The sequence below is a fragment of the Dyella sp. AtDHG13 genome (genome assembly GCF_003201105.1).
GTDB classification, from domain to species: domain Bacteria; phylum Pseudomonadota; class Gammaproteobacteria; order Xanthomonadales; family Rhodanobacteraceae; genus Dyella; species Dyella jiangningensis_B.
Genome location: NZ_QICJ01000007.1, coordinates 41,828 through 62,709 on the forward strand (window position 1 = coordinate 41,828; position 20,882 = coordinate 62,709).

A 20,882-nucleotide genomic window follows, 5' to 3' on the forward strand; every position below is an offset into this window, starting at 1 on the left:
GCGCGGTGATGAGCCGCGCGTTTTTTGTTTCTGCGATCGCAGCAGGAAAAGCGAAGAGCAACAGCTCGAGCCAAACCTCTCCTACTCGTCATTCCGGCGCAGGCCGGAATCCAGTAGCGGCAAGGATGGGTTTTCGCTGGGTAGCCCATGAACGTAGTCGCGACAACCCATCGCGACCGTCACTGGATTCCGGCCTGCGCCGGAATGACGAGCAAAAGCGTGGGCACCTGGCATCCATGCGGATTTACGCCAGCGCCAGCACATCCCCCAGCAACGCCTGAGCCGTCACCTCCGGCCCCGCGCCCGGTCCCTGGATCACCAGCGGCTGGGTGTTGTAGCGCGTGGTGCTGAGCGCGAACTGGTTGTCGGTGCCGTAGAGGCGCGTGGCGGGATGGTTGGCCGGGACTTCGACCAGGCCCACGCGCGCGCGGCCGCGCTGGTTGAGGCGGGCGAGGAAGCGCAGCGCGCCGCCGCGCGCCTTTGCCTCGGCGAAGCGCGTGGCGAGCGGTTCGTCCAGTTCCTCCAGGCGCGACAGGAAGGTTTCCACGTCGACGCCGCGCAGGCTCTCGGGCACCAGGCTTTCCACTTCCACCTCGTCCGGGCGCAGCGCGAAACCGGCGCAGCGGGCCAGGATGAGCAGCTTGCGCGCCACGTCCTCGCCCGAAAGATCGCTGCGCGGATCGGGCTCGGTGTAGCCCAGTTCGCGCGCGCGGCGCAGCAGGGCGGAGAACGGCTGGCTGCCGTCGTACTGGTTGAACAGGTAGGACAGCGAGCCGGAAAACACGCCTTCCAGCGTCAGCAGCGCATCGCCGCACTGGCGCAGGCGACGCAGCGTGGAAATCACCGGCAGGCCCGCGCCGACCGTTGCCGAATCGCCATAGCGGCCGCCCTTCGCCAGCGCCGCCTGCAGCGCACGCCAGCCCGGCAGGTCGCCGCCCGCCAGCGACTTGTTGGCGGTGACCACGTGATAGCCGCGCGCCAGCCAATCCGCATGGCATTGCGCCAGCGCGCCGCTGGCGGTGGCGTCGATGATCACTTTCACCGGGGCATCGTTGGCATCCAGCGCACCCAGCAGGCTGGCGTCGTTGCGCACGTCGCCATGCGTCTTGAGCTTGTCGCGCAGTGCGCGGTCGGCGAGGTGTTCCGCCTGCGTCTGCTGGCGGCGCGAGTTGGCCGCACCCACCAGCCGGATCGACGCGGCGGCCGGCGTATTGAGCAGCTTGAGGAAGGCACCGCCCACCACGCCCGTGCCCAGCAGCACGACGGCGATGGACGATGCCTGCGGTTTCGATGCGCTTGCGGCCTCCGCCGCCAGCACCGCGCTCATGCGCTCACCCGGCGTTTGGCGTGCGCGGCGGCCTCGGCGCGCAGCAGCGCGGCGTCGATATCGCGCAGCAGGTCGTCGCCATCCTCGATGCCCACCGACAGGCGCAGCAGCGTGTCGGCGATGCCGGCGGCGCGGCGCGCTTCGGGCGCCATGGAGGCATGCGTCATCGAGGCGGGATGGGCGACCAGGCTTTCCACGCCGCCGAGCGACTCCGCGAGCGAGAAGTAGCGCACGCCATCGACGAAGGCAGCGACCTGATCTTCGCCGCCTTCCAGTTCAAAACTCAGCATGGCGCCGAAACCCGACTGCTGGCGCGCCGCCAGTGCATGACCCACATGATGCTGCAGGCCCGGGTAGTAGACCTTGCGCACGGCCGTATGGCCGTCCAGACGCTCGGCGATGCGCGCGGCGTTTTCCTGGTGCTGGCGCAGGCGCACGCCCAGCGTGCGCAGGCCGCGCAGGGTAAGGAAGCTGTCGAACGGCGCGCCGGTGAGGCCGTTGCAGTTGCCCCACCACTTGAGCTGTTCGGCCACCGCCGCGTCGCGCGCCACCACGGCGCCGCCCACCACGTCGCTGTGGCCGTTGATGTACTTGGTGGTGGAATGCACCACCACGTCGGCGCCCAGCGTCAGCGGCTGCTGCAGGGCGGGCGAAAGGAAGGTGTTGTCCACCACCACCAGCGCGCCCACGGCGTGCGCGGCCTGCGCCACGTGGCGGATGTCGGTAATGCGAAGCAGCGGGTTCGACGGCGTTTCCACCCACACCAGCGACGGCTTGAGCGCCAGGCCCTCGGCCAGCGTGTGGCTGTTGGTGAGGTCGACGAACTTCATCTGGAAGCGGCCCTTCTTCGCCCACGCGTCGAGCAGGCGCCAGGTGCCGCCGTAGCAGTCGTGCGCGGCGAGCACCAGCGAGCCGGCCGGCACCAGTTCCAGCGCCAGCGCCACCGCCGCCATGCCGCTGGCCGTCACCACGGCGCCCGCGCCCTGTTCCAGTTCGGCCAGCGCTTCGCCCAGCAGGTCGCGCGTGGGGTTGCCGCTGCGCGAGTAGTCGTAGGCGCGCTTCTTGCCGAAGCCCTCGAACGCGTAGTTGGTGGACAGATGCAGCGCGGGCACCACGGCGCCGTGCTGGGTGTCCGATTCGATGCCGGCGCGCACGGCGCGGGTGGCGGGGGCGGGGGTGTCGCTCATGGTGGATCTCCGTGCGTGTCGCTTTACAGGTATCGGGTCAACAACCGGCCAGCGCGTCGCGCAGCAGGGGCGCGAGGCGGTCGGTTTCCTTGAGGAAGGCATCGTGGCCGTAGGGCGACTCGACCACTTCGAGCGTGGCCGGGCCATGCAGGCGGCGCTGCAGCTCGCACAGGTCGGCCAGCGGCACTAGGCGATCGGACGGAAAGCCGATCAGCGTGGCGGGCGCGGCCACCTGTTCGGGCGTCACGTCGTGCAGGTCGATGGATTCGGACAGCGCGAGGAAACGCTCCACGTCGAAGCGCTCGACGAAGCGGCGGCCGGCGTGTTCGAGGTAATCCTCGACCGGGAAATGGAAGCGGCCGTCGCGGAATTCCGGCGCGGCAGTGAAGCGCTTGGCGAATTCCTCGCTGCCGCGATAGGTGGTCATGGCCAGCTGGCGGGCCAGCGCCAGCGCCTGCTCGGCCTGCCCGTTCTCCAGCCCCAGCCGCACGATGCCGCGCTGCACGGAGCGCTGCGCCGTGGCCAGCGGATGCGGGCGGTGCGTGCCGGCCAACAGCACCAGCCGGCCCAGGGCGTAGGGGTGCCTGGCCGCGAAGGCCAGCGCCACCATGGCGCCGTAGGACGAACCGATGAAGGCGTGCACGCGGTTGATGCCCAGCGCCTCCACCAGGGCGGCGAGCGCGTCCGCCTGGTCTTCGCTGGAAACGGCCTGGATGCCGGCGAGGTTGGCCGGGGTGATCCAGTCGATGGAGAGCACGCGGTAGCGATCCAGGTCCAGCGGCAGGCCACTGCCCACCTGGGCCTGCCACCAGCCGGGGGCGGCCTCGCCGTCCAGCGCCACCACGTCGCGGGTGGCGGAGATGCCGCCCTGCACGATCACCGTGGGGGCATCGGGGGCGCCGCACCACAGGTAGCTCACTTCCACCTCGCACGGCGCGCTGCCGTACTTGGGCGTGATGGCGAGGCGGCGGGTGCAACGCTGCGTGGTGAGGTCCGGCCGCATGCCGCCGATGGCCGCGAGGGTGGCGGGCGCGACGGTCGGTACGGTTTGCGGTTGGCTGGACATCTGGCTCTTCTCCGGTCGGCATCGACCTGCGGACCGGAGAGGCGGGCAACGCACGGCCGGCACGGGAGCGCGGCGGTGCGGTTCTGCCCTCATCTCGCGGCATGCGCCCTTCGGCGCTACCGCAGGAATTGGCACCGTTGCGGAAGGGTTCCGCAGGTTGCCCCGGCTTCAAAGGGCCTGTCCCTCCGCCGGTCTCGATGAGTAAGGGGGAATCTACCGGCCGTGGATGGTCGTGTCAATAGACGTCTAAACGTCTATGCATCTAGCCATCGACTTTGCATCCATCGCATCGAATGTTTCGCCTGAAACCAGCGCCTTTCCGCGCCCAGCCAGGCGCGAGGCATGCACTCGCCGCTTCATGGCCGTGAAAGGCGCCCGCAACCAGGATTTGCGAGCCCCGGACCGGGCTGCAACACTGCGCGCCCAGCCCTTCCACCTTATGGATACCCATGTCACTCGCCGCCCATCTCGTCGTTGCCCTCGTCGCCCTGCTCCACGTGTGGTTCCTGGTGCTGGAGATGTTCCTGTGGACGCGCCCCTCGGGCCGGCGCGCCTTCGGCCTGAGCAAGGAGTTCGCCGAGCAGACGAAGGTGCTGGCGGCCAACCAGGGCCTCTACAACGGCTTCCTGGCCGCGGGCCTGCTGTGGGGCCTGTGGCTCGGCGATGCCGGCCGTGCGGTCACGCTGTTCTTCCTGGGCTGCGTGCTCGTGGCCGGCCTGTTCGGTGGGCTGACGGCCACGCGCAAGGTGCTGTGGATCCAGGGCCTGCCGGCCCTGCTCGGCCTGGTGCTGGTCCTGCTTGCCTGAGCAATTGGCCCTGTGCCGGCCGCCACGCTGTGCCATGCTTTTCGCCCCCACCCGCGACCACCAGCCCCGATGACCACCCTGCCCCAGGAAGCCGTAGGCACCCGTTTCGATCCCCAACGCATGCTCCATGCGCGTGAACGCAGCTGGGCCGCGCTGCGCGGCATCCGCGAGCGCATGCGTCCGGGCATCACCGAGGACGAGGCGAAGGCCGAGGCCATGCAGGTGTTCCAGGCGCTGGGCATGGAGCGGCTGTGGCATCCGGTGATCGTCCGCATCGGCAGCAACACCACCAAGACCTACCGTGAGCGCTCCGACCCGGTGCGGCTGGGCGATGACGACATCTACTTCATCGACCTGGGCCTGGTCTTCGAAGGCCACGAGGGCGACGTGGGCGATACCTTTGTGATCGGCCATGCACCGGAAAAACAGGCCTGCGCCGATGCGGCGCGCGAACTGTTCCAGCTCACCGCCGATGCGTGGCGGCAGCGGAATCTCACCGGCGAGGCGCTGTATGCCTTTGCCGAGGAGCGCGCCCAGGCCATGGGCTGGCGGCTGAACCACGAGATCAAGGGCCATCGCGTCAGCGACTTCCCGCACTCGGTGCACAAGGCGGGCGACCTGGGCGAGTACGGCGAGCGCCCATCCGGCGGGCTGTGGATCCTGGAGATCCAGATCGCCCACCCCACCGAACCCTACGGCGCGTTCTACGAGGACCTGCTGACCCGCGACTGAGCCCGCCCGGCACCCTGGCGCCACCCTTGGTAGAATGGCCGGTTCGCGAGCCCAGATACCGCCATGTCCACGCATCTCACCGAAACCCGCCGCCGCCGCACCTTCGCCATCGTCAGCCACCCTGACGCCGGCAAGACCACGCTGACCGAAAAGCTGCTGCTGTTCGGCGGCGCCATCCAGATGGCCGGCTCGGTGAAGGGCCGCAAGGCCGCCCGCCACGCCACCTCCGACTGGATGGCGCTGGAAAAGGAGCGCGGCATTTCGGTGACCTCCTCGGTGATGCAGTTCCCCTACGAGGGCCGCATCGTCAACCTGCTCGACACGCCGGGCCACGCGGACTTCTCCGAGGACACCTACCGCGTGCTCACCGCGGTGGACTCCGCGCTGATGGTGATCGACTGCGCCAAGGGCGTGGAAGAACGCACCATCAAGCTGATGGAGGTGTGCCGCCTGCGCGACACGCCCATCATGACCTTCATCAACAAGCTCGACCGCGAGGGCCGCTCGCCCATCGAACTGCTGGACGAAGTGGAATCCGTGCTGGGCATCGCCTGCGCGCCGCTGACCTGGCCCATCGGCATGGGCAAGCGCCTGAAAGGCGTGTACCACCTGCTGCTCGACGAAGTGCACGTGTTCGAGCAGGGCAAGAATTTCACGCGGCAGGATTCGACCATCTTCAAGGGCCTGGATGCGCCGGGCCTGGAAGCGATGATCGGCGCCGAAGCATTGGCCGAACTGCGCGACGAGCTCGAGCTGGTGCAGGGCGCCTCGCATCCGTTCGACCTCGAGCAATACCTGGCCGGCAAGCTCACGCCGGTGTTCTTCGGCTCGGCGGTGAACAACTTCGGCGTGCAGCTGCTGCTGGATTTCTTCGTGGAGCACGCGCCGCACCCGCGTTCGCGCGCCACGCTCACGCGCGAGGTGAAGCCGGAAGAGGAAGCCCTCACCGGTTTCGTGTTCAAGATCCAGGCCAACATGGATCCGGCGCATCGCGACCGCATCGCCTTCATGCGCGTGTGCTCGGGCACGTACAGCGCGGGCATGAAGATGATGCAGACGCGCACCGGCAAGGACGTGCGCATCGCCAACGCGCTCACCTTCATGGCGAGCGATCGCGAAATCGTGGAGAACGCCTATCCTGGCGACGTGATCGGCCTGCACAACCACGGCACCATCGGCATCGGCGATACCTTCACCGAGGGCGAGATGGTCAGCTTCACCGGCATTCCCAACTTCGCGCCGGAACTGTTCCGCCGCGCGCGCCTGCGCGATCCGCTGAAGATGAAGGCGCTGCAGAAGGGCCTGGCCCAGCTTTCCGAGGAAGGCGCCACGCAGTTCTTCCGCCCGCTGATGAGCAACGACCTGATCCTCGGCGCCGTCGGCATGCTGCAGTTCGACGTGGTGGCCTACCGCCTGAAGGACGAATACGGCGTGGACGCCACCTTCGAGCCGGTCACCGTCGCCACCGCCCGCTGGATCCACTGCGACGACGCGAAGAAGCTCGAGGAATTCCGCGAGAAGAACGCCAACAACCTCGCCATCGACGCGGCGGGCGAGCTGGTGTACCTGGCGCCTTCGCGCGTGAACCTGCAGCTGGCGCAGGAGCGTTCGCCGGCCGTGCGCTTCTCGGCCACGCGCGAACACGCGACGTCGGTCGACCTGTAAGGCCCCCGCTCACGCAGCCTCTCCGTCATCCCGGCGCAAGCCGCCGGATGACGGCCGGCACGCGTGCCGCGCGGCGTGCCACTGTTAGCCTTGCTTGCACACCACGGGATATCCAGCCGCATGCCAGCCAGCCCCATCGCCTTCACCACGCCCGCCACCGCCACGCCGTGGCAGCGCTGGGTGGTGTTCTCGCCCTTCGCCCGCATCGCCTTCTTCGCGGCGCTGTACATCGTGCTGATCAAGCTGGTCTCGGCGGGCGTCGATGCGATGGACATCGTGGGGCCCGGCGCGCCCAGGCTGTCGCGTGCTTTCGGCATCCTCGCCATGCAGCTGATTCCCGCCGTGGCGGCATACACCGTGCTGGTAAAGGCCATCGAACGACGGCCGATGCGCGAACTCGCCGCGGCCGACGCACCCACGGGCGGGCTTGCCGGCGTAGTGCTCGGCGCGCTGATCATGAGCGCGGTGGTGCTCGTGCTGTGGCTGGCCGGCAGCTATCACGTCACCGGCACCAACCCGTCGGTGAACTGGCTGCCCGCCGTGCTCACCACCGGCCTGGGCGCCGGCATCGGCGAGGAAATCGTCACGCGCGGCGTGCTGTTCCGCGCCGTGGAGGAAGGCCTGGGCACCTGGTGGGCCCTCGCCATCTCGGCCCTGTTCTTTGGCGCCGCCCACATCTTCAATCCCGGCGCCACGCCGTGGATCTCGCTGGCCATCGCCATCGAGGCCGGCCTGCTGCTGGCCCTGCTCTACCACGTGACGCGCTCGCTGTGGCCGTGCATCGGCCTGCACGCGGCTTGGAACGTCATGCAGGGCTCGGTCTACGGCATCCCGGTATCGGGCACCGAGGTGCACGGCTGGCTCGTTTCCACCCGCAGCGGCCCGGAGTGGCTGAGCGGCGGCGCGTTCGGCGCGGAGGCCTCGGTGGTGACGGTGATCCTCTGCTCCGGCTGCTCGGCGTTGTTGCTGATCGTGGCGCTGCGGCGCGGCACCATCATCCCGCCGGTGTGGCGGCGCAGGCACGCCGCCGCCTGAGGTCCGCTATCGCCTTCACGGATCTGCGGCTACCCTGATGGGAACCGCCCCGGCCCGGCCGCAATGCCAGGCCCCGCTACCTGTGAAGACGTATGGCCGCCCCGAAATCACGCTATTCCTGGCTGGCCCACCAGCCGATGCAGCAGAAGATCCTCGTTGCCATCGGCACCCTGGTGCTGCTGTTCATCATCTGCGGCAGCTTCACGCTGCGCTCGCTGGCCCGGCAGGATGTCAGCGCGCACTGGTCGCGCCACACCTACGACGTGCGCGCGAAGATCGACGACGTCTTCGAACACCTGCAGGAGAGCCAGGTCGCCGTGCGTGGCTACCTGCTCTATCCCCAGGGCACTGAACTGGCCGACTACCACAAGGCCAACGTCAGCCTGGCCAAGGACATCGCCGACCTGCGCAGCCTGACCAGCGACAACCCGGTGCAGCAGACCCGCATCGACCATCTGGAGTCGATGGTGGAGCAATGGCAGAAGGAGGCCCAGCACAACGGCATCGACGCGATCCAGGCGATCCACGCCAGCGACGACGCCAGCGCCGCCATCGAACGCAGCCGCGCGCAGCTCCAGTACATGAGCCGCCGCACGGTTTCCGTCGATGACATCCTCGGCGTACTCGACACCATGGACGACATGGAGCGCAACCTGCTCGACCAGCGCGAGGCCACGCAGCATCGCGACGTTAGCGTCGTCCGGGCGAGCATCTGGATCACGTTGTTGCTCTCCATCCTGCTGGGCGGGTCGGTGGTCTACATGACCTACCGCCTCATCACCCGCCCGATCCGCCGCATGACCGATCTGATGACGCGCCTGGCGAACCACGATCACACCGTGGAAATCCGGCAACTGGAACGCCGCGACGAAATCGGCGAGATCGCGCGTGGCCTGCAGGTGTTCAAGCAGATGGCGATCGAAACCGCCGCGCAGACCTGGGTGAAGACGCAGGTGTCCGAGATCGCCAGCGACCTGCAGAAGGCGGAGACCGAACGCGAGTTCGCCGAACGGCTCACCGGCACGCTGGCGCCCCTGCTCGATTGCGGCGTGGGCGTGTTCTATCGCTTCGACGAGGAGCGGCGCCAGCTGCACCTCACGGGCAGCTACGGCTATCAGCAGCGCAGGCACCTGAGCACGGACTATGCGCTGGGCGAGGGCCTGGTCGGCCAGTGCGCGCTGGAACAGAAACCGATCACCCTGCAGGACGTGCCCGACGACTACGTGCGCATCCATTCGGGCACCGGCGAAGGCTCGCCCAAGGCCATCGCGGTGATGCCGCTGGCCTTGCGCGGCAAGCTGCTCGGCGTACTCGAACTGGCGAGCTTCCACCACCTCACCGAACCGCAGCAGCGCCTGCTCAACGAACTGCTGCCCATCGCCGCGCTGTCGCTGGAGAACCTCGGCCGCGCCATCCGCACGCAGGACCTGCTTCGCCGCACCAGCGAGCAGGCCGACGAACTGCGCGCGTCCGAGGAAGCGCTGCGCCGCCAGCAGCATGACCTGCAGGCGACCAACGAAGAGCTCAACGCCAAGACGCACGAACTGCAGGAGCAGTCGCAGCGCCTGCTCGCCTCGGAAGAGGAACTGCGCGTGCAGACCGAGGAACTGCAGGCTTCCAACGAGGAACTGCGCCAGAAGACCGATACGCTCAACCAGCAGAAGCACGTGCTGGAAACCCTGCAGCGCGAAACGCAGGAGAAGGCCGAGGAACTGGCCCGGGCCAGCCAGTACAAGTCGGAATTTCTCGCCAACATGTCGCACGAGCTGCGCACGCCGCTCAACAGCCTGCTGATCCTTTCGCGCAGCCTGGCCGACAACCGCGAAGGCAACCTGGATGCCGAACAGGTCGAGTCGGCGCGTATCATCCACGACTCCGGCACCAACCTGCTGCGCCTGATCAACGACATCCTCGACCTGTCCAAGGTCGAGGCCGGCAAGATGGACGTGGTGCTGGACGATCTTCCGCTCGCCGACCTGCAGCGCGCGCTCATGCGCACGTTCAACCACGTCGCGCAGGAAAAACAGCTCGGCTTTACCGTGCAGATCGATCCGAGCCTGCCGGCGACGCTGCGCACCGACGGCAACAAGCTGGAACAGATCGCCAACAACCTTGTCGGCAACGCCTTCAAGTTCACGCACCGGGGCTCGGTGACCGTACGCATCGAGCGACCTTCGGCCGCCATCGCGCTGCCGCCGTCGCTGCGCGGCAAGGACGTCGTCGCCATCGCCGTCACCGATACGGGCATCGGCATACCGCCGGAAAAGGCGCAGAAGATCTTCCAGGCCTTCGAGCAGGTCGACGCCAGCACCAGCCGCCAGTACGGCGGCACCGGCCTGGGCCTGACCATTTCCAAGCGCATCGCCGAACTGCTGGACGGCGACATCGTGCTGCACAGCGATATCGGCCACGGCAGCACCTTCACCATCCTGCTGCCGCTGTCCGGACCAGCCAGCCATGCCGAGGCGCCGGCCGACCTTGCCACGCCAACACCTGCGCCCGCGCGCCCGATGGCCACGTCCGCCCTGCTGCCGGAAACCATCGAGGATGACCGCGACAGCATCGCCCCGGGCGACACGGTGATCCTCATCGTGGAAGACGACCCGGTGTTCGCGCGCATCCTCGCCGACATGGTTCGCCGCAAGGGCTATCGCGTGCTCGCGGCGGCCGATGGCGAATCGGGCCTGCAACTGGCCGCACACTATCGCCCCACCGGCATCCTGCTCGACGTGATGCTGCCGGGCATGGACGGCTGGACGGTGATCGAGCGGCTGAAGGAAAACGCCGCGACGCGCCACGTGCCCGTGCACTTCATCTCGGCAGTCGACGAGGCCAACCGCGGCCGCGAACTGGGCGCGGTGGGCTTTCTCACCAAGCCGGTCAGCCGCGAGGCCATCGGCGAAGCCTTCGACCGCCTGCTGCACTTCGCCGAAGGCCACATGCGCCATCTGTTGATCGTCGACGACGATGCCGACTCGCGCGCCGCCATGCGCACCCTGCTGCGCAACGACGACGTTACCATCGACGAAGCCGGCAGCGCAGAGGAAGCGCTGGAGCGCATGGCCGGCGCAACCTACGACTGCATCGTGCTCGACCTGGGCCTGCCCGGCATGTCGGGCATCGAATTCCTGGAACAGCTTTCCTCCAGCGGACGCATTCCTCCGGTGGTGGTGTACTCCGGCCGTGAACTCAGCCGCGAGGAGAGCCTGAAGCTGCGCCAGTACACCGACAGCATCGTGATCAAGGGCGCGCGCTCGCCGGAGCGCCTGCTCGACGAAGTTAGCCTGTTCCTGCACAGCATCCAGGGCGCGCGCACGCAGCGTGCGGTCGTGGGCGCGACGGTTGCCGTACCACCTTCGTCCGGCACACCGGACGCCAGCGCCCTCAAGGACCGCAAGGTGCTGCTGGTGGACGACGACATGCGCAACCTGTTCGCCCTGTCGAAAGTGCTGCGCGGCTGGGGCATGCACGTGACGATGGCGCAGGACGGCCAGAAGGCCCTCAAGGCCCTGGCCGATCACGACGACCTGGAGCTGGTGCTGATGGACGTGATGATGCCGGTGATGGACGGCTACGACACGATCCGCGAAATCCGCGCCCAGCCACGTCTGGCGAACCTGCCGATCATCGCGCTCACCGCCAAGGCCATGCGTGGCGACCGCGAGAAGTGCCTTGACGCGGGCGCGAACGATTACCTGTCCAAGCCCATCGATATCGACAAGCTCTCTTCGATGATGCACGTATGGCTGCACCGATGAACGAACCTGCCGGCAAGCCGGCGACACCGGATGCCTCGCTCGAGGACATCGAGATCGAGCTGTTCGTACGTGCGCTGAAACTGCGGCACGGTTATGACTTCACCCAGTACGCTCCGGCGTCGCTGAAGCGTCGCGTGCTGCAGCTGACGCATGCACAGGGCGCCGACACGGTGAGCGCGCTCACCACCCGCGTGCTGCACGAACCCGGATTCCTGCCGGTGGTGCTGGAAGGGCTGTCGGTGCCGGTGTCGGAAATGTTCCGCGACCCGGACGTGTTCCTCACGCTGCGCGAACAGGTGTTTCCCGTGCTCGCGTCCTATCCGCAGATCAACATCTCGCAAGCGGGCTGCGCGCATGGGCAGGAGGTCTATTCGCTGGCGATCCTGCTGGAAGAAGCCGGCCTGTACGACCGCACGCAGATCTACGCCACCGACTTCAACGAGAGCGCCCTGCAGCACGCCCAGGAGGGCATCTACCCTGCCCGCGAGGCGCAACTGTGGTCGCGCAACTACCTGGCGGCGGGCGGGCGTCACACGCTGGCCGACTACTACAGCGCGCGCTACGAACTCATCAAGCTCGACCAGCGCCTGCGGCGCAACGTGATCTTCGCCAACCACAACCTGGTGACGGACGAAGTGTTCTGCGAAGCGCATCTGGTGCTGTGCCGCAACGTGCTCATCTATTTCTCCGATCCACTGCAAGACCGCACGCTGGCGCTGTTCCGCGACAGCCTGGTGCGCGGCGGCTTTCTCTGCCTGGGCACGCGCGAAAGCCTGGACTTCGCATCGTCCGCGCAGGACTTCACGCCGGTGGATGCGGCGCGACGCATCTACCGCCTCGCCTCGCGCCACACGGGAACGGATTGACGTGGCGACGCCGCAGGCCATCGTGATCGGCTGTTCGGCGGGCGGGCTGACCGCATTGGAGAGCCTGTTCGCCGACATCGACCCGGCGCTACGCCAGCCGATCGCCGTGTGCTGCCACACGGGCTCGGCCACCGTCGACCTGCTGTGCGAACTGCTGGCCCGGCACGCCACCTTGCCGGTGGAGGAAGCTCGCGAGCGGGCAGCCATGCAAGGCGGCACCATTTACGTGGCACCCAGCGGCTACCACCTGCTGATCGAGCATAGCCACCGCTTTGCCTTGTCGGTGGACCAGCGCGTGAGCTTCGCGCGACCGTCGATCGACGTGCTGTTCGAATCCGCCGCGGAAGCCTGGGGCGACGGCCTGATCGGCGTATTGTTGACCGGCGCCAACAGCGACGGCGCCAACGGCCTGCAACGGATACGGGCCTGCGGCGGGCTGGCCATCGTGCAGGACCCCGCCGATGCGGAATCCCCGGCGATGCCCATCGCGGCGCTCGAACGCGCGGGCGCCGACCATTGCCTTCCACTCACGGCCATCGCGCCGCTGATCAACCGCCTGTGCCTGCAATGAACACTCCTCTTCCTAAGATCCTCGTCGTCGACGACACGCCCGCCAACCTGGTGGCCATGCGGCATCTGCTGGCCGACAGTGGCGCGCAACTGTTCGAGGCGGGCAGTGGCAACGAAGCGCTCGCGCTGTGCCTGGATCACGAATTCGCGCTGATCCTGCTCGACGTGAACATGCCGGAGATGGACGGCTTCGAGGTCGCCTTCCTGATCGGCGAAACCGAGCAGCTGCGGGAGACGCCGATCATCTTCGTCACCGCCGCCTACGCCGACGACATCAACCGCATCCGCGGCTACCACTTCGGCGCGGTCGACTACATCGCCAAGCCGATCAACGACATGATCCTGCAGTCGAAGGTGCGCGTGTTCCTGGAGCTGTACAAGGCACGGGCCGAGCTGAGGTCCGCGCTCGCCACGCTGGAAGAACGCAATGCGCAGCTGAAGGTGGAGATCGCCGAGCGTCTGCGCATCGAGGAGCGCATCCGCCACCAGGCGACGCACGACATGCTCACCGGCCTGCCCAACCGCGTGCTGTTCCACGACCGCCTGCTCACCGCGATGCAGCGCGTGCCGCGACACGGCCCCGGCTTTGCACTCGCCCTGCTGGATATCGACGGCTTCAAGGGCGTCAACGACAACCACGGACACCCCGCGGGCGATGCCCTGCTGCAGGCCATCGCCGGACGGCTGATCGTCGGCCTGCGCTCGAACGACACGGTGGCCCGGCTGGGCGGCGACGAGTTCGCGCTGATCCTGGAAGACGTCGACGATGAGGATTCGCTGCTGCACCGTTGCCAAGAGGTCTGCACCATGATCGCCGAGCCCTACCAGCTCCAAGGCAGCAAAGGGCCGTTCGAGGCGAAGGTGAGCGCGAGCATCGGCATTGCCTTGTGGCGCGAATCGCGGCAGAGCGACGAAGACCTGATCCAGGCCGCCGACCGCGCGCTCTATCGCGCCAAGGACGAAGGCAAGAACCGCTGCGTGATGAGCGTCTGACGCGGCGCGCTTATTTACGCGGCGACACCCACATGTCGATGCGTGCGCGGAATACGGCGTCCCCCGCCTGGTTGCGCACGACCACCGTCACCGGCCACGCATAGCCGCCCTGCGCTTCGATGGCGGGCGATTCCGGGGTCGCCTGCGCGACCAGCGTGCCCTTCGCCTTGGCGAGGTATTCCACCGTCATGCCCTTGGGTATCCAGCGCATCGAGGAAGGAATGGTGACGTCGGTCATCATGCCGGCGGTAAGTTCCGCCGCGTTGCACAGCGCGATCGCATGCACGGTGCCGATATGGTTGTGCACGCGGCGGCGGTCGCGAATGGCCACGTCGCAGCGGCCCGGCTCAAGCGCCAGGAAGCGCGGCGCGATGGTGGCGAAGTAAGGCGCCTTGAAGCAGATCAGGCGGCCATACAACCAGCGTCCACCGGGCAGGGAAACGAGTCGACGGTACAGCGACAAGGCCTGGCTCATGGCAAATCTCCTGCCGGGGCGAGGCGCTCGCCCTGCCCGTTCGTACGTCGATGGGGAACCGCCATGCCGGACGCATCCGGCATGGCGGAGAGAGCGATCAGGCCGCGTCGGCCAGCTTCTTCCTGATGTCCGCGCGGGTGACGGCGGCACGCAGTTCCGACGGGTCGAAATCATCCACCGAGATGAACTCGAACACGCCTTCGCGCACGCGCTTGAGCAGTTCGAACTCGGCCGCGTTGATCACGCCGGCGTGCATGGCCTCGGTCAGCTGGCCCACGTAGTCGTGCGACTTGAATTGGCCGGCCTTCTGCGCCTTGCCGAACTTGCGCTCCACCGGCTCGGCCGCGATCACATCGGGCAGCAGCGCATTCATGCGGCCGATGGTGTTGTTCGCGGTCGGCGTGAGGTACGCCCACTCGGTGAGGCGATCGCGCGCTTCGCCCGGCGCCGTGATGATGGCGGCGACGCGGCGGCCCAGGCGATCGGACGGCGGCACTTCGCGGCGACCGAACGGGAACACGAGCACGCGCAACAGCCACGACACGGGCTTCACCGGGAAGTTGCGGATGGCGCCGTCGAGCGCGGTCTGTATGCGCCACATGCACTCGTGGAACGCCCAGGCCAGCAGCGGACGATCCGCTTCCGGACGGCCGGTGTCCTCGTAGCGCTTGAGCATGGCGCTGGCGATGTACAGGTAGCTCAGCACGTCGCCCAGGCGCGCGGACAATTTTTCCTTGAACTTCAGCTTGCCGCCCAGCACGCCCATGAAGGTATCGGCGCACAGCGCGAGCGCGGCGGAGTAGCGGTTGAGCTTGCGGTAGTAGCGGCGCACGTAGGCGTCGCCCGCGGTGTCGCCGATGCGCGAACCGGTGATGCCCAGCGTGAACGAACGCACCGCATTGGAAATGCCGAAGCCGATGTGGCCGAACAGCGCACGGTCGAAGGCGCGCAGGCGGTCGCCGTAGTCGGGAATGGACAGCGCCTGCATTTCCTTCAGCACGTAAGGATGACAGCGGATGGCGCCCTGGCCGAAGATCATCAGGCTGCGCGTCATGATGTTCGCGCCTTCCACCGTGATGGCGATGGGCACGCCCTGCCACGCGCGGCCGGCGTAGTTCTTCGGACCCAGCTGCACGCCCTTGCCGCCATGCACGTCCAACGCGTCGCCGGCGACGGTGCGGCCCCATTCGGTGGCGTGGTACTTGGCAATGGCCGAAGGCACCGCCGGCTTCTCGCCGCGATCCACCGCCGCAGCGGTGGCACGCGACAGCGCGGCGGTGGCATAGGTCAGGCCGCCGATGCGCGCCAGCGCCTCTTCCACGCCTTCAAAACGCGCGATGGAAAGACCGAACTGCTTGCGCATGCGTGCATACGCACCCGTGGCCGCCACGGCGGCGCGCACGCCACCGGTGGCATTCGACGGCAGCGAAATGGCGCGGCCCACGGACAGGCATTCCACCAGCATGCGCCAGCCATGGCCGGCCATGTGCGGGCCGCCGATCAGCACCGACATCGGCACGAACACATCCTTGCCGTGCAGCGGACCGTTCTGGAACGGAATGTTCAGCGGGAAGTGGCGGCGGCCGATTTCCAGGCCCGGCGTCGAACGCGGCAGCAGCGCCAGCGTGATGCCGAGGTCTTCCTTGTCGCCCAGCAGCTTTTCCGGGTCGTACAGGCGGAAGGCCAGACCAACCACCGTCGCGATCGGCGCCAGCGTGATGTAGCGCTTGTCGAAGGTGAGCTTCATGCCCAGCGTTTCCACGCCGTCGACCACCTGCTTGCACACCACGCCATAGTCGGTGATGGAGGTGGCGTCGGAGCCGGCATACGGGCCGGTGAGCGCGAAACAGGGTATTTCCTCGCCCACGGCAAGGCGCGGCAGGTAATGGTTCTTCTGCTCGTCGCTGCCGTAATGCAGCAGCAGTTCGGCCGGGCCCAGCGAGTTCGGCACGGCCACCGTCGAGGCCACCGTGGCCGACATGGTCGCCAGCTTCTGCAGCACCGCCGAATGCGCCAGCGCGGAGAAGCCCAGGCCGCCGTACTGCTTGGGAATGATCATGCCGAAGAACTTGTGCTTCTTGATGAAAGCCCAGACTTCCGGCGGCAGATCGGCCAGCTCGTGCGTGATCTGCCAGTCGTCGAGCATGCCGCACAGTTCTTCCACCGGGCCGTCGAGGAACGCCTGCTCCTCCACGCTCAGTTCCGGCTTGGGCTGCTTGAGCAGTTCGTGCCAGTCGGGCTTACCCGAGAACAGCTCGCCCTCGAAACCGACGGTGCCCGCTTCCAGCGCGGTCTGCTCGGTTTCGGACAGCTTCGGCGTCACCTTGGCGAACATCTTCAGCAGCGGCGCGGTGATCTGCTTGCGACGGAAGCTGTCCATCAACAGCGGCACGGCGATGGCCAGCTCGATTACCAGCAGGATGAACATGGTCCACGGCGCACCGGCGACCAAGCCGACCACGACGGTGGTGATCACCGTGGCGATCGCCCAGGTGCGCAGGCTGGCGCGGTGGTAGGCACAGGCGCCGGTGGCGATGAGCGCCGCCAGCAGGGTCAGTATCACGGACATCACAACACCTCGTTACGAATGACGTCTTGGTCGAACAGGGATTTCATAGGTTCACGCGGAGACCGCATCGCTGCGATCCGTGGAAGAAAGCTTGCCCACGAAGCGTGCGATTTCGCGGGTGAATACGTCGTTGGCGTCGCCCGCCACCATGTGCGTGGCGCGCGGAAGCTCCACGTGCTCGGCGTGCGGCACCAGTCGCAGGAATTCGTCCACCGTCTCACGCGACACCACGTCGCTGCGTCCGCCCGAGAGCAGCAGCACGGGCACGCGCACTTTCGATGCGGCCGCCATCAGGCGCGGCTGGTAGCGTTCGCTCTCGCGCACCAGGCCGTTGAGCAGGGCGGGATCCCAGTGCCAGCGCAGACGTCCGTCGGCGCCTTCGCGCAGCAGTGGTCGCAATTGGTCTTCTGTCTTGCGCTCGGTGCGATGGGGCAGGTACTTCGCGATTTCCTCGGCCGCCTGCGCGTAGCTGGCGAAGCCGTCCGGATGGGCTTGCATGAAGGCCAGGATGCGTTCCACGCCCCGGGTTTCCCAGCGCGGCGTGATATCCACCAGCACCAGGGCGCGGAAGGCGTCCGGATCGATCTCGCCAGCGATGACGAGGCCCAGCAGGCCGCCCATCGAGGCGCCGACCAGAATGGGCTCGCGCAGCTCTGCATGGGCGAGCAGGCGCAGATCGCCGATGAACTGCTCCATGTGGTAATCGCCGCCGGCGACGTGGCCGCTTTCGCCGTGTCCGCGCGCGTCGAAGGTGACGCAGCGGAAGCCTTCCTGCGCCAAGGCCTTGGCCGTAGGGCTCCACGCACCGCGCGTCTGGCCGAAACCGTGCGCGAACAGCAGCGTGGGATGACCCGAGGGCTGGCGGGTTTCAACAGCCAGCGTCAGGCCATCGACGGCCTTGACGTAGGCGAAGGACTGCTCGGTGCTGGGCGCGGATACCATACGCACGAGTATGGATCGACGCAAAGCGCTGCGTCAATATGCGCTGCGACAAGGGCGTTTTCCGCCGATTCAACGACTTGTCGCAGCGCCAATTGCAAAGCCGCAGCCAGGGGCTACCATACGGATATGAATGCAAGCGCCAAACCCGAACGCACCCGCCTGTCCGCCGAGGACTGGGAAGACGCCGCCCTCAAGCTGATTGCCGACCAGGGCGTCGGCGCACTGGCCGTGGAGGCGCTGGCCCGCCAGCTCGGCGTGACCAAGGGCAGCTTCTATTGGCACTTCCGCACCCGCGAAGCCTTGCTGCAGGCCGCCCTGGAGCGCTGGGAGCAGTACGGCGAGAAGGAAGTGATCAGCCAGATCGAGGCCATGCCCGATCCGCGTGCCCGTCTGCCGGAGCTGTTCCGTCGCGTAGCGCACGAACTGGCGCCGCACCGCGTCTACGCCGCCCTGCTGAAGGCGCTGGACCATCCGCAGGTCGTGCCGGTGATGGCCCGCGTGTCCCAGCGCCGCATGGAATTCCTCACCAATATCTACCGCGAAGCCGGCCTGGTGCCCGACGAGGCGCTCAACCGCGCCCGCCTGACCTACGCCGCCTACGTGGGTTTCCTGCAACTCAATTTCACGCTCGGCCTGCCGCGCATCAGCCACGAGGAGTTCGACGCCTACGTGGAACACATGATCCGCACGCTCACGCCCAGCTGATCCAGCGTCACGGGGAAGTCCAGGGGAACGCCACCTTCGGGTGGCGTTCTTTTTTTGTGCCCGTTCCTCCCGTGGGTCTTCATCGGGTCATCGCTCGCGCGATGCCAGGATCGCCCCGTGTCCTGGTCCGCAAGCCACTGGCAGTCCACCCGCCGGATTGGTCTTATGTTGCATCTGTAACTGTCGGGTCCAGCAGTGAATTAGGGGTGCGCCCAGTTGCCTTTTGCTGCGCCCTGACTTGCCATGCCAGTACGCGCAAGTTACCGTTTCTGCTCTTTTTTAGCTCAAGACCAGAGTGAGGGAACGATGTCGAGCAAGTTGGCTGCGCTGCAGCGCTGGGTGGATGAGGTCGCGGCGCTGACCCGCCCCGCCCGTATCCATTGGTGCGACGGTTCCGATGCCGAGTACCAGCAACTGGTGCAGCAGATGCTGCAGACCGGCGACCTGATCGAGCTCAACCAGCAGACCCACCCGGGCTGCTATCTGCATCGGTCGAGCCCCTCCGACGTGGCCCGCGTCGAGCACCTCACCTTCGTCTGCACCCGGGAGCAGGAAGACGCCGGCCCGAACAACCACTGGATGGCCCCCGCCGAGGCCCACGCCAAGATGGATGCGCTGTTCGATGGCTGCATGGAAGGCCGCACCATGTACGTCATCCCGTACTGCATGGGCCCCATCGATTCCCCGCTCGCCCGCTGCGGCGTGGAAATCACCGACAGCCCGTACGTGGTGGCCAACATGCGCACCATGACGCGCATGGGCGCCGCCGCGCAGGCGCGCATCGAGCGCGAAGGCACGTTCGTGAAGGGGCTGCACTCGACCGGCGAGCTCGACCCGGAGCGTCGCTTCATCATGCATTTCCCCGAAGAGCTGACCATCAAGTCGTACGGCTCGGGCTACGGCGGCAACGCGCTGCTGGGCAAGAAGTGCCATGCACTGCGCATCGCCAGCTACCAGGCGAAATCGGAAGGCTGGCTGGCCGAGCACATGCTGATCGTGGGCATCGAAAACCCGCAGGGTGACACCCACTACATCGCGGCCGCGTTCCCTTCGGCGTGCGGCAAGACCAACCTCGCCATGCTCATTCCGCCCGAGGGCTACCGCAAGGACGGCTGGAAGGTGTGGACCGTGGGCGACGACATCTGCTGGATGCGTCCCGGCGCCGACGGCCGCCTGTACGCGATCAATCCGGAAGCCGGCTATTTCGGCGTGGCGCCGGGCACCAGCGACGCCACCAACCCGAACGCGCTGTCGACCATCGCGCGCGACACCATCTTCACCAACGTCGCCGTCACCGCCGACAACCAGCCGTGGTGGGAAGGCCTGCCCGGCACGCCCGTCACCGACTGGCAGGGGCGTCCGTACGATCCGGCCAATGGCCCGGCGGCGCATCCCAACTCGCGCTTCACCGTGAGCGCCAAACAATGCCCCACCTGGTCGCCGCGCGCGGAAGACGCGCAGGGCGTGCCGATCAGCGCCATCGTGTTCGGCGGTCGCCGCCCCTCGCTGATCCCGCTGGTATTCGAGGCGAAGGACTGGAAGCACGGCGTGCTGGTCGGCGCCGCCATGGGTTCGGAAACCACCGCCGCCGCCACCGGCGCCGTGGGCGTGCTGCGCCGCGATTCGATGGCCATGAAGCCGTTCGCCGGCTACCACTACGGCGACTACTTCCGTCACTGGCTGTCGTTCGACAAGCCGGGCGCGAAGCTGCCGAAGATCTTCCACGTCAACTGGTTCCGCAAGGGCGACGACGGCCGGTTCCTGTGGCCGGGCTTCGGCGACAACCTGCGCGTGCTGCAGTGGATGATCGACCGCGTGGAAGGCCGCGCCGAGGGCAACCACACGCCGATCGGCACGCTGCCCACGGCCGATGAGCTCAAGCTCGACGACCTGGGCCTGGACCGCGCCACCGTCGATACCCTGCTGCACGTCGATCACGCCGGCTGGACGGCGGAGCTCGCCGCCATCGGCGAATACCTCGACAGCTTCGGCCAGCGCATGCCCAGGGAGCTGCATGTCGAACAGCAGCGCGTCGCCAAGGCGCTCAACGATGCGGCGATGACGCCGCGCGCGGCCGTCGCCTCCTGACGTCCGCCCTGCTCCGCCGGCGCAACGCCGGCGGGGTTCCCGGCCTTTCCCGCGACGGTCTCTAAACCTTGCCACGCGCCGGCGCATCCAAGCTGGCA

Annotated in this window: 16 protein-coding genes and 1 riboswitch; of the genes, 10 read left to right on the top strand and 6 right to left on the bottom strand. The window is 67.4% G+C overall.

Annotation, left to right across the window (positions count from 1 at the left end):
• Positions 1-244: 244 nt before the first annotated feature.
• Genes BDW41_RS12815 through BDW41_RS12825 form a run of 3 tightly spaced genes read right to left on the bottom strand, consistent with a single transcriptional unit; the run spans position 245 to position 3,580 of the window.
• Positions 245-1,327 carry a homoserine dehydrogenase gene (locus BDW41_RS12815; RefSeq protein ID WP_074548555.1) on the bottom strand — a complete coding sequence of 361 codons (1,083 nt, stop codon included), beginning with the start codon at positions 1,325-1,327 and terminating at the stop codon, positions 245-247.
• Entirely contained in the window at positions 1,324-2,514 is a 1,191-nt protein-coding gene (gene metB / locus BDW41_RS12820) for a cystathionine gamma-synthase (RefSeq protein WP_074548557.1), read from the bottom strand. Before metB ends, BDW41_RS12815 begins: the two co-directional genes overlap by 4 nt.
• A 37-nt stretch (positions 2,515-2,551) precedes the next feature.
• On the bottom strand, positions 2,552-3,580 hold the full coding sequence (locus BDW41_RS12825; RefSeq protein ID WP_074548559.1) for a homoserine O-succinyltransferase: 1,029 nt from the start codon (positions 3,578-3,580) through the stop codon (positions 2,552-2,554).
• Positions 3,581-3,666: 86 nt separating this feature from the next.
• A riboswitch (SAM riboswitch) is annotated at positions 3,667-3,784 on the bottom strand.
• 245 nt (positions 3,785-4,029) lie between these two features.
• On the opposite strand from BDW41_RS12825, the gene BDW41_RS12830 reads away from it, so the two are divergent.
• The 8 genes from BDW41_RS12830 to BDW41_RS12865 all read left to right on the top strand — a co-directional run bounded on the left by BDW41_RS12830 (position 4,030) and on the right by BDW41_RS12865 (position 14,005).
• Positions 4,030-4,386: a DUF1304 domain-containing protein gene (locus BDW41_RS12830; protein WP_074548561.1), complete on the top strand. Its 357-nt coding sequence runs from the start codon at positions 4,030-4,032 to the stop codon at positions 4,384-4,386.
• A gap of 69 nt (positions 4,387-4,455) precedes the next feature.
• A complete protein-coding gene (locus tag BDW41_RS12835; RefSeq protein WP_074548563.1) occupies positions 4,456-5,118 on the top strand; it encodes a M24 family metallopeptidase in 663 nt (220 codons plus the stop codon).
• Positions 5,119-5,181: 63 nt separating this feature from the next.
• Positions 5,182-6,783, top strand: a complete 1,602-nt coding sequence (locus tag BDW41_RS12840) for a peptide chain release factor 3 (protein ID WP_074548565.1) — start codon at positions 5,182-5,184, stop codon at positions 6,781-6,783.
• Positions 6,784-6,903: 120 nt separating this feature from the next.
• Complete coding sequence (locus tag BDW41_RS12845; RefSeq protein ID WP_074548567.1) at positions 6,904-7,818, top strand: CPBP family intramembrane glutamic endopeptidase; 915 nt, start codon at positions 6,904-6,906, stop codon at positions 7,816-7,818.
• Between the two features lie 92 nt (positions 7,819-7,910).
• The gene (locus BDW41_RS12850; RefSeq protein WP_074548569.1) at positions 7,911-11,576 is read left to right on the top strand and encodes a response regulator; all 3,666 of its coding nucleotides are present in this window, start codon (positions 7,911-7,913) and stop codon (positions 11,574-11,576) included.
• Positions 11,573-12,442: a CheR family methyltransferase gene (locus BDW41_RS12855; RefSeq protein WP_074548571.1), complete on the top strand. Its 870-nt coding sequence runs from the start codon at positions 11,573-11,575 to the stop codon at positions 12,440-12,442. Before BDW41_RS12850 ends, BDW41_RS12855 begins: the two co-directional genes overlap by 4 nt.
• A gap of 1 nt (position 12,443) precedes the next feature.
• Positions 12,444-13,013 carry a chemotaxis protein CheB gene (locus BDW41_RS12860; RefSeq protein ID WP_074548574.1) on the top strand — a complete coding sequence of 190 codons (570 nt, stop codon included), beginning with the start codon at positions 12,444-12,446 and terminating at the stop codon, positions 13,011-13,013.
• A complete protein-coding gene (locus BDW41_RS12865) occupies positions 13,010-14,005 on the top strand; it encodes a diguanylate cyclase (RefSeq protein WP_074548578.1) in 996 nt (331 codons plus the stop codon). Before BDW41_RS12860 ends, BDW41_RS12865 begins: the two co-directional genes overlap by 4 nt.
• A 10-nt stretch (positions 14,006-14,015) precedes the next feature.
• Here BDW41_RS12865 and BDW41_RS12870 read toward each other — a convergent pair whose 3' ends face one another.
• From BDW41_RS12870 to BDW41_RS12880, 3 genes are all read right to left on the bottom strand, one after another.
• Positions 14,016-14,480, bottom strand: a complete 465-nt coding sequence (locus tag BDW41_RS12870; RefSeq protein ID WP_074548580.1) for a hotdog fold domain-containing protein — start codon at positions 14,478-14,480, stop codon at positions 14,016-14,018.
• Between the two features lie 97 nt (positions 14,481-14,577).
• Positions 14,578-17,049 (bottom strand): acyl-CoA dehydrogenase, encoded by a 2,472-nt coding sequence (locus BDW41_RS12875; RefSeq protein ID WP_074548583.1) that lies wholly within the window; start codon positions 17,047-17,049, stop codon positions 14,578-14,580.
• 51 nt (positions 17,050-17,100) lie between these two features.
• Positions 17,101-17,991, bottom strand: coding sequence for an alpha/beta hydrolase (locus BDW41_RS12880; protein ID WP_074548585.1), 891 nt, complete (start codon positions 17,989-17,991; stop codon positions 17,101-17,103).
• Between the two features lie 126 nt (positions 17,992-18,117).
• Here BDW41_RS12880 and BDW41_RS12885 point away from each other — a divergent pair, with 126 nt between their 5' ends.
• Positions 18,118-18,696, top strand: a complete 579-nt coding sequence (locus tag BDW41_RS12885) for a TetR/AcrR family transcriptional regulator (protein WP_074548587.1) — start codon at positions 18,118-18,120, stop codon at positions 18,694-18,696.
• A 243-nt stretch (positions 18,697-18,939) separates the two neighbouring features.
• Positions 18,940-20,784, top strand: coding sequence for a phosphoenolpyruvate carboxykinase (GTP) (locus BDW41_RS12890; protein WP_255412973.1), 1,845 nt, complete (start codon positions 18,940-18,942; stop codon positions 20,782-20,784).
• The last annotated feature ends 98 nt before the right edge of the window (positions 20,785-20,882 follow it).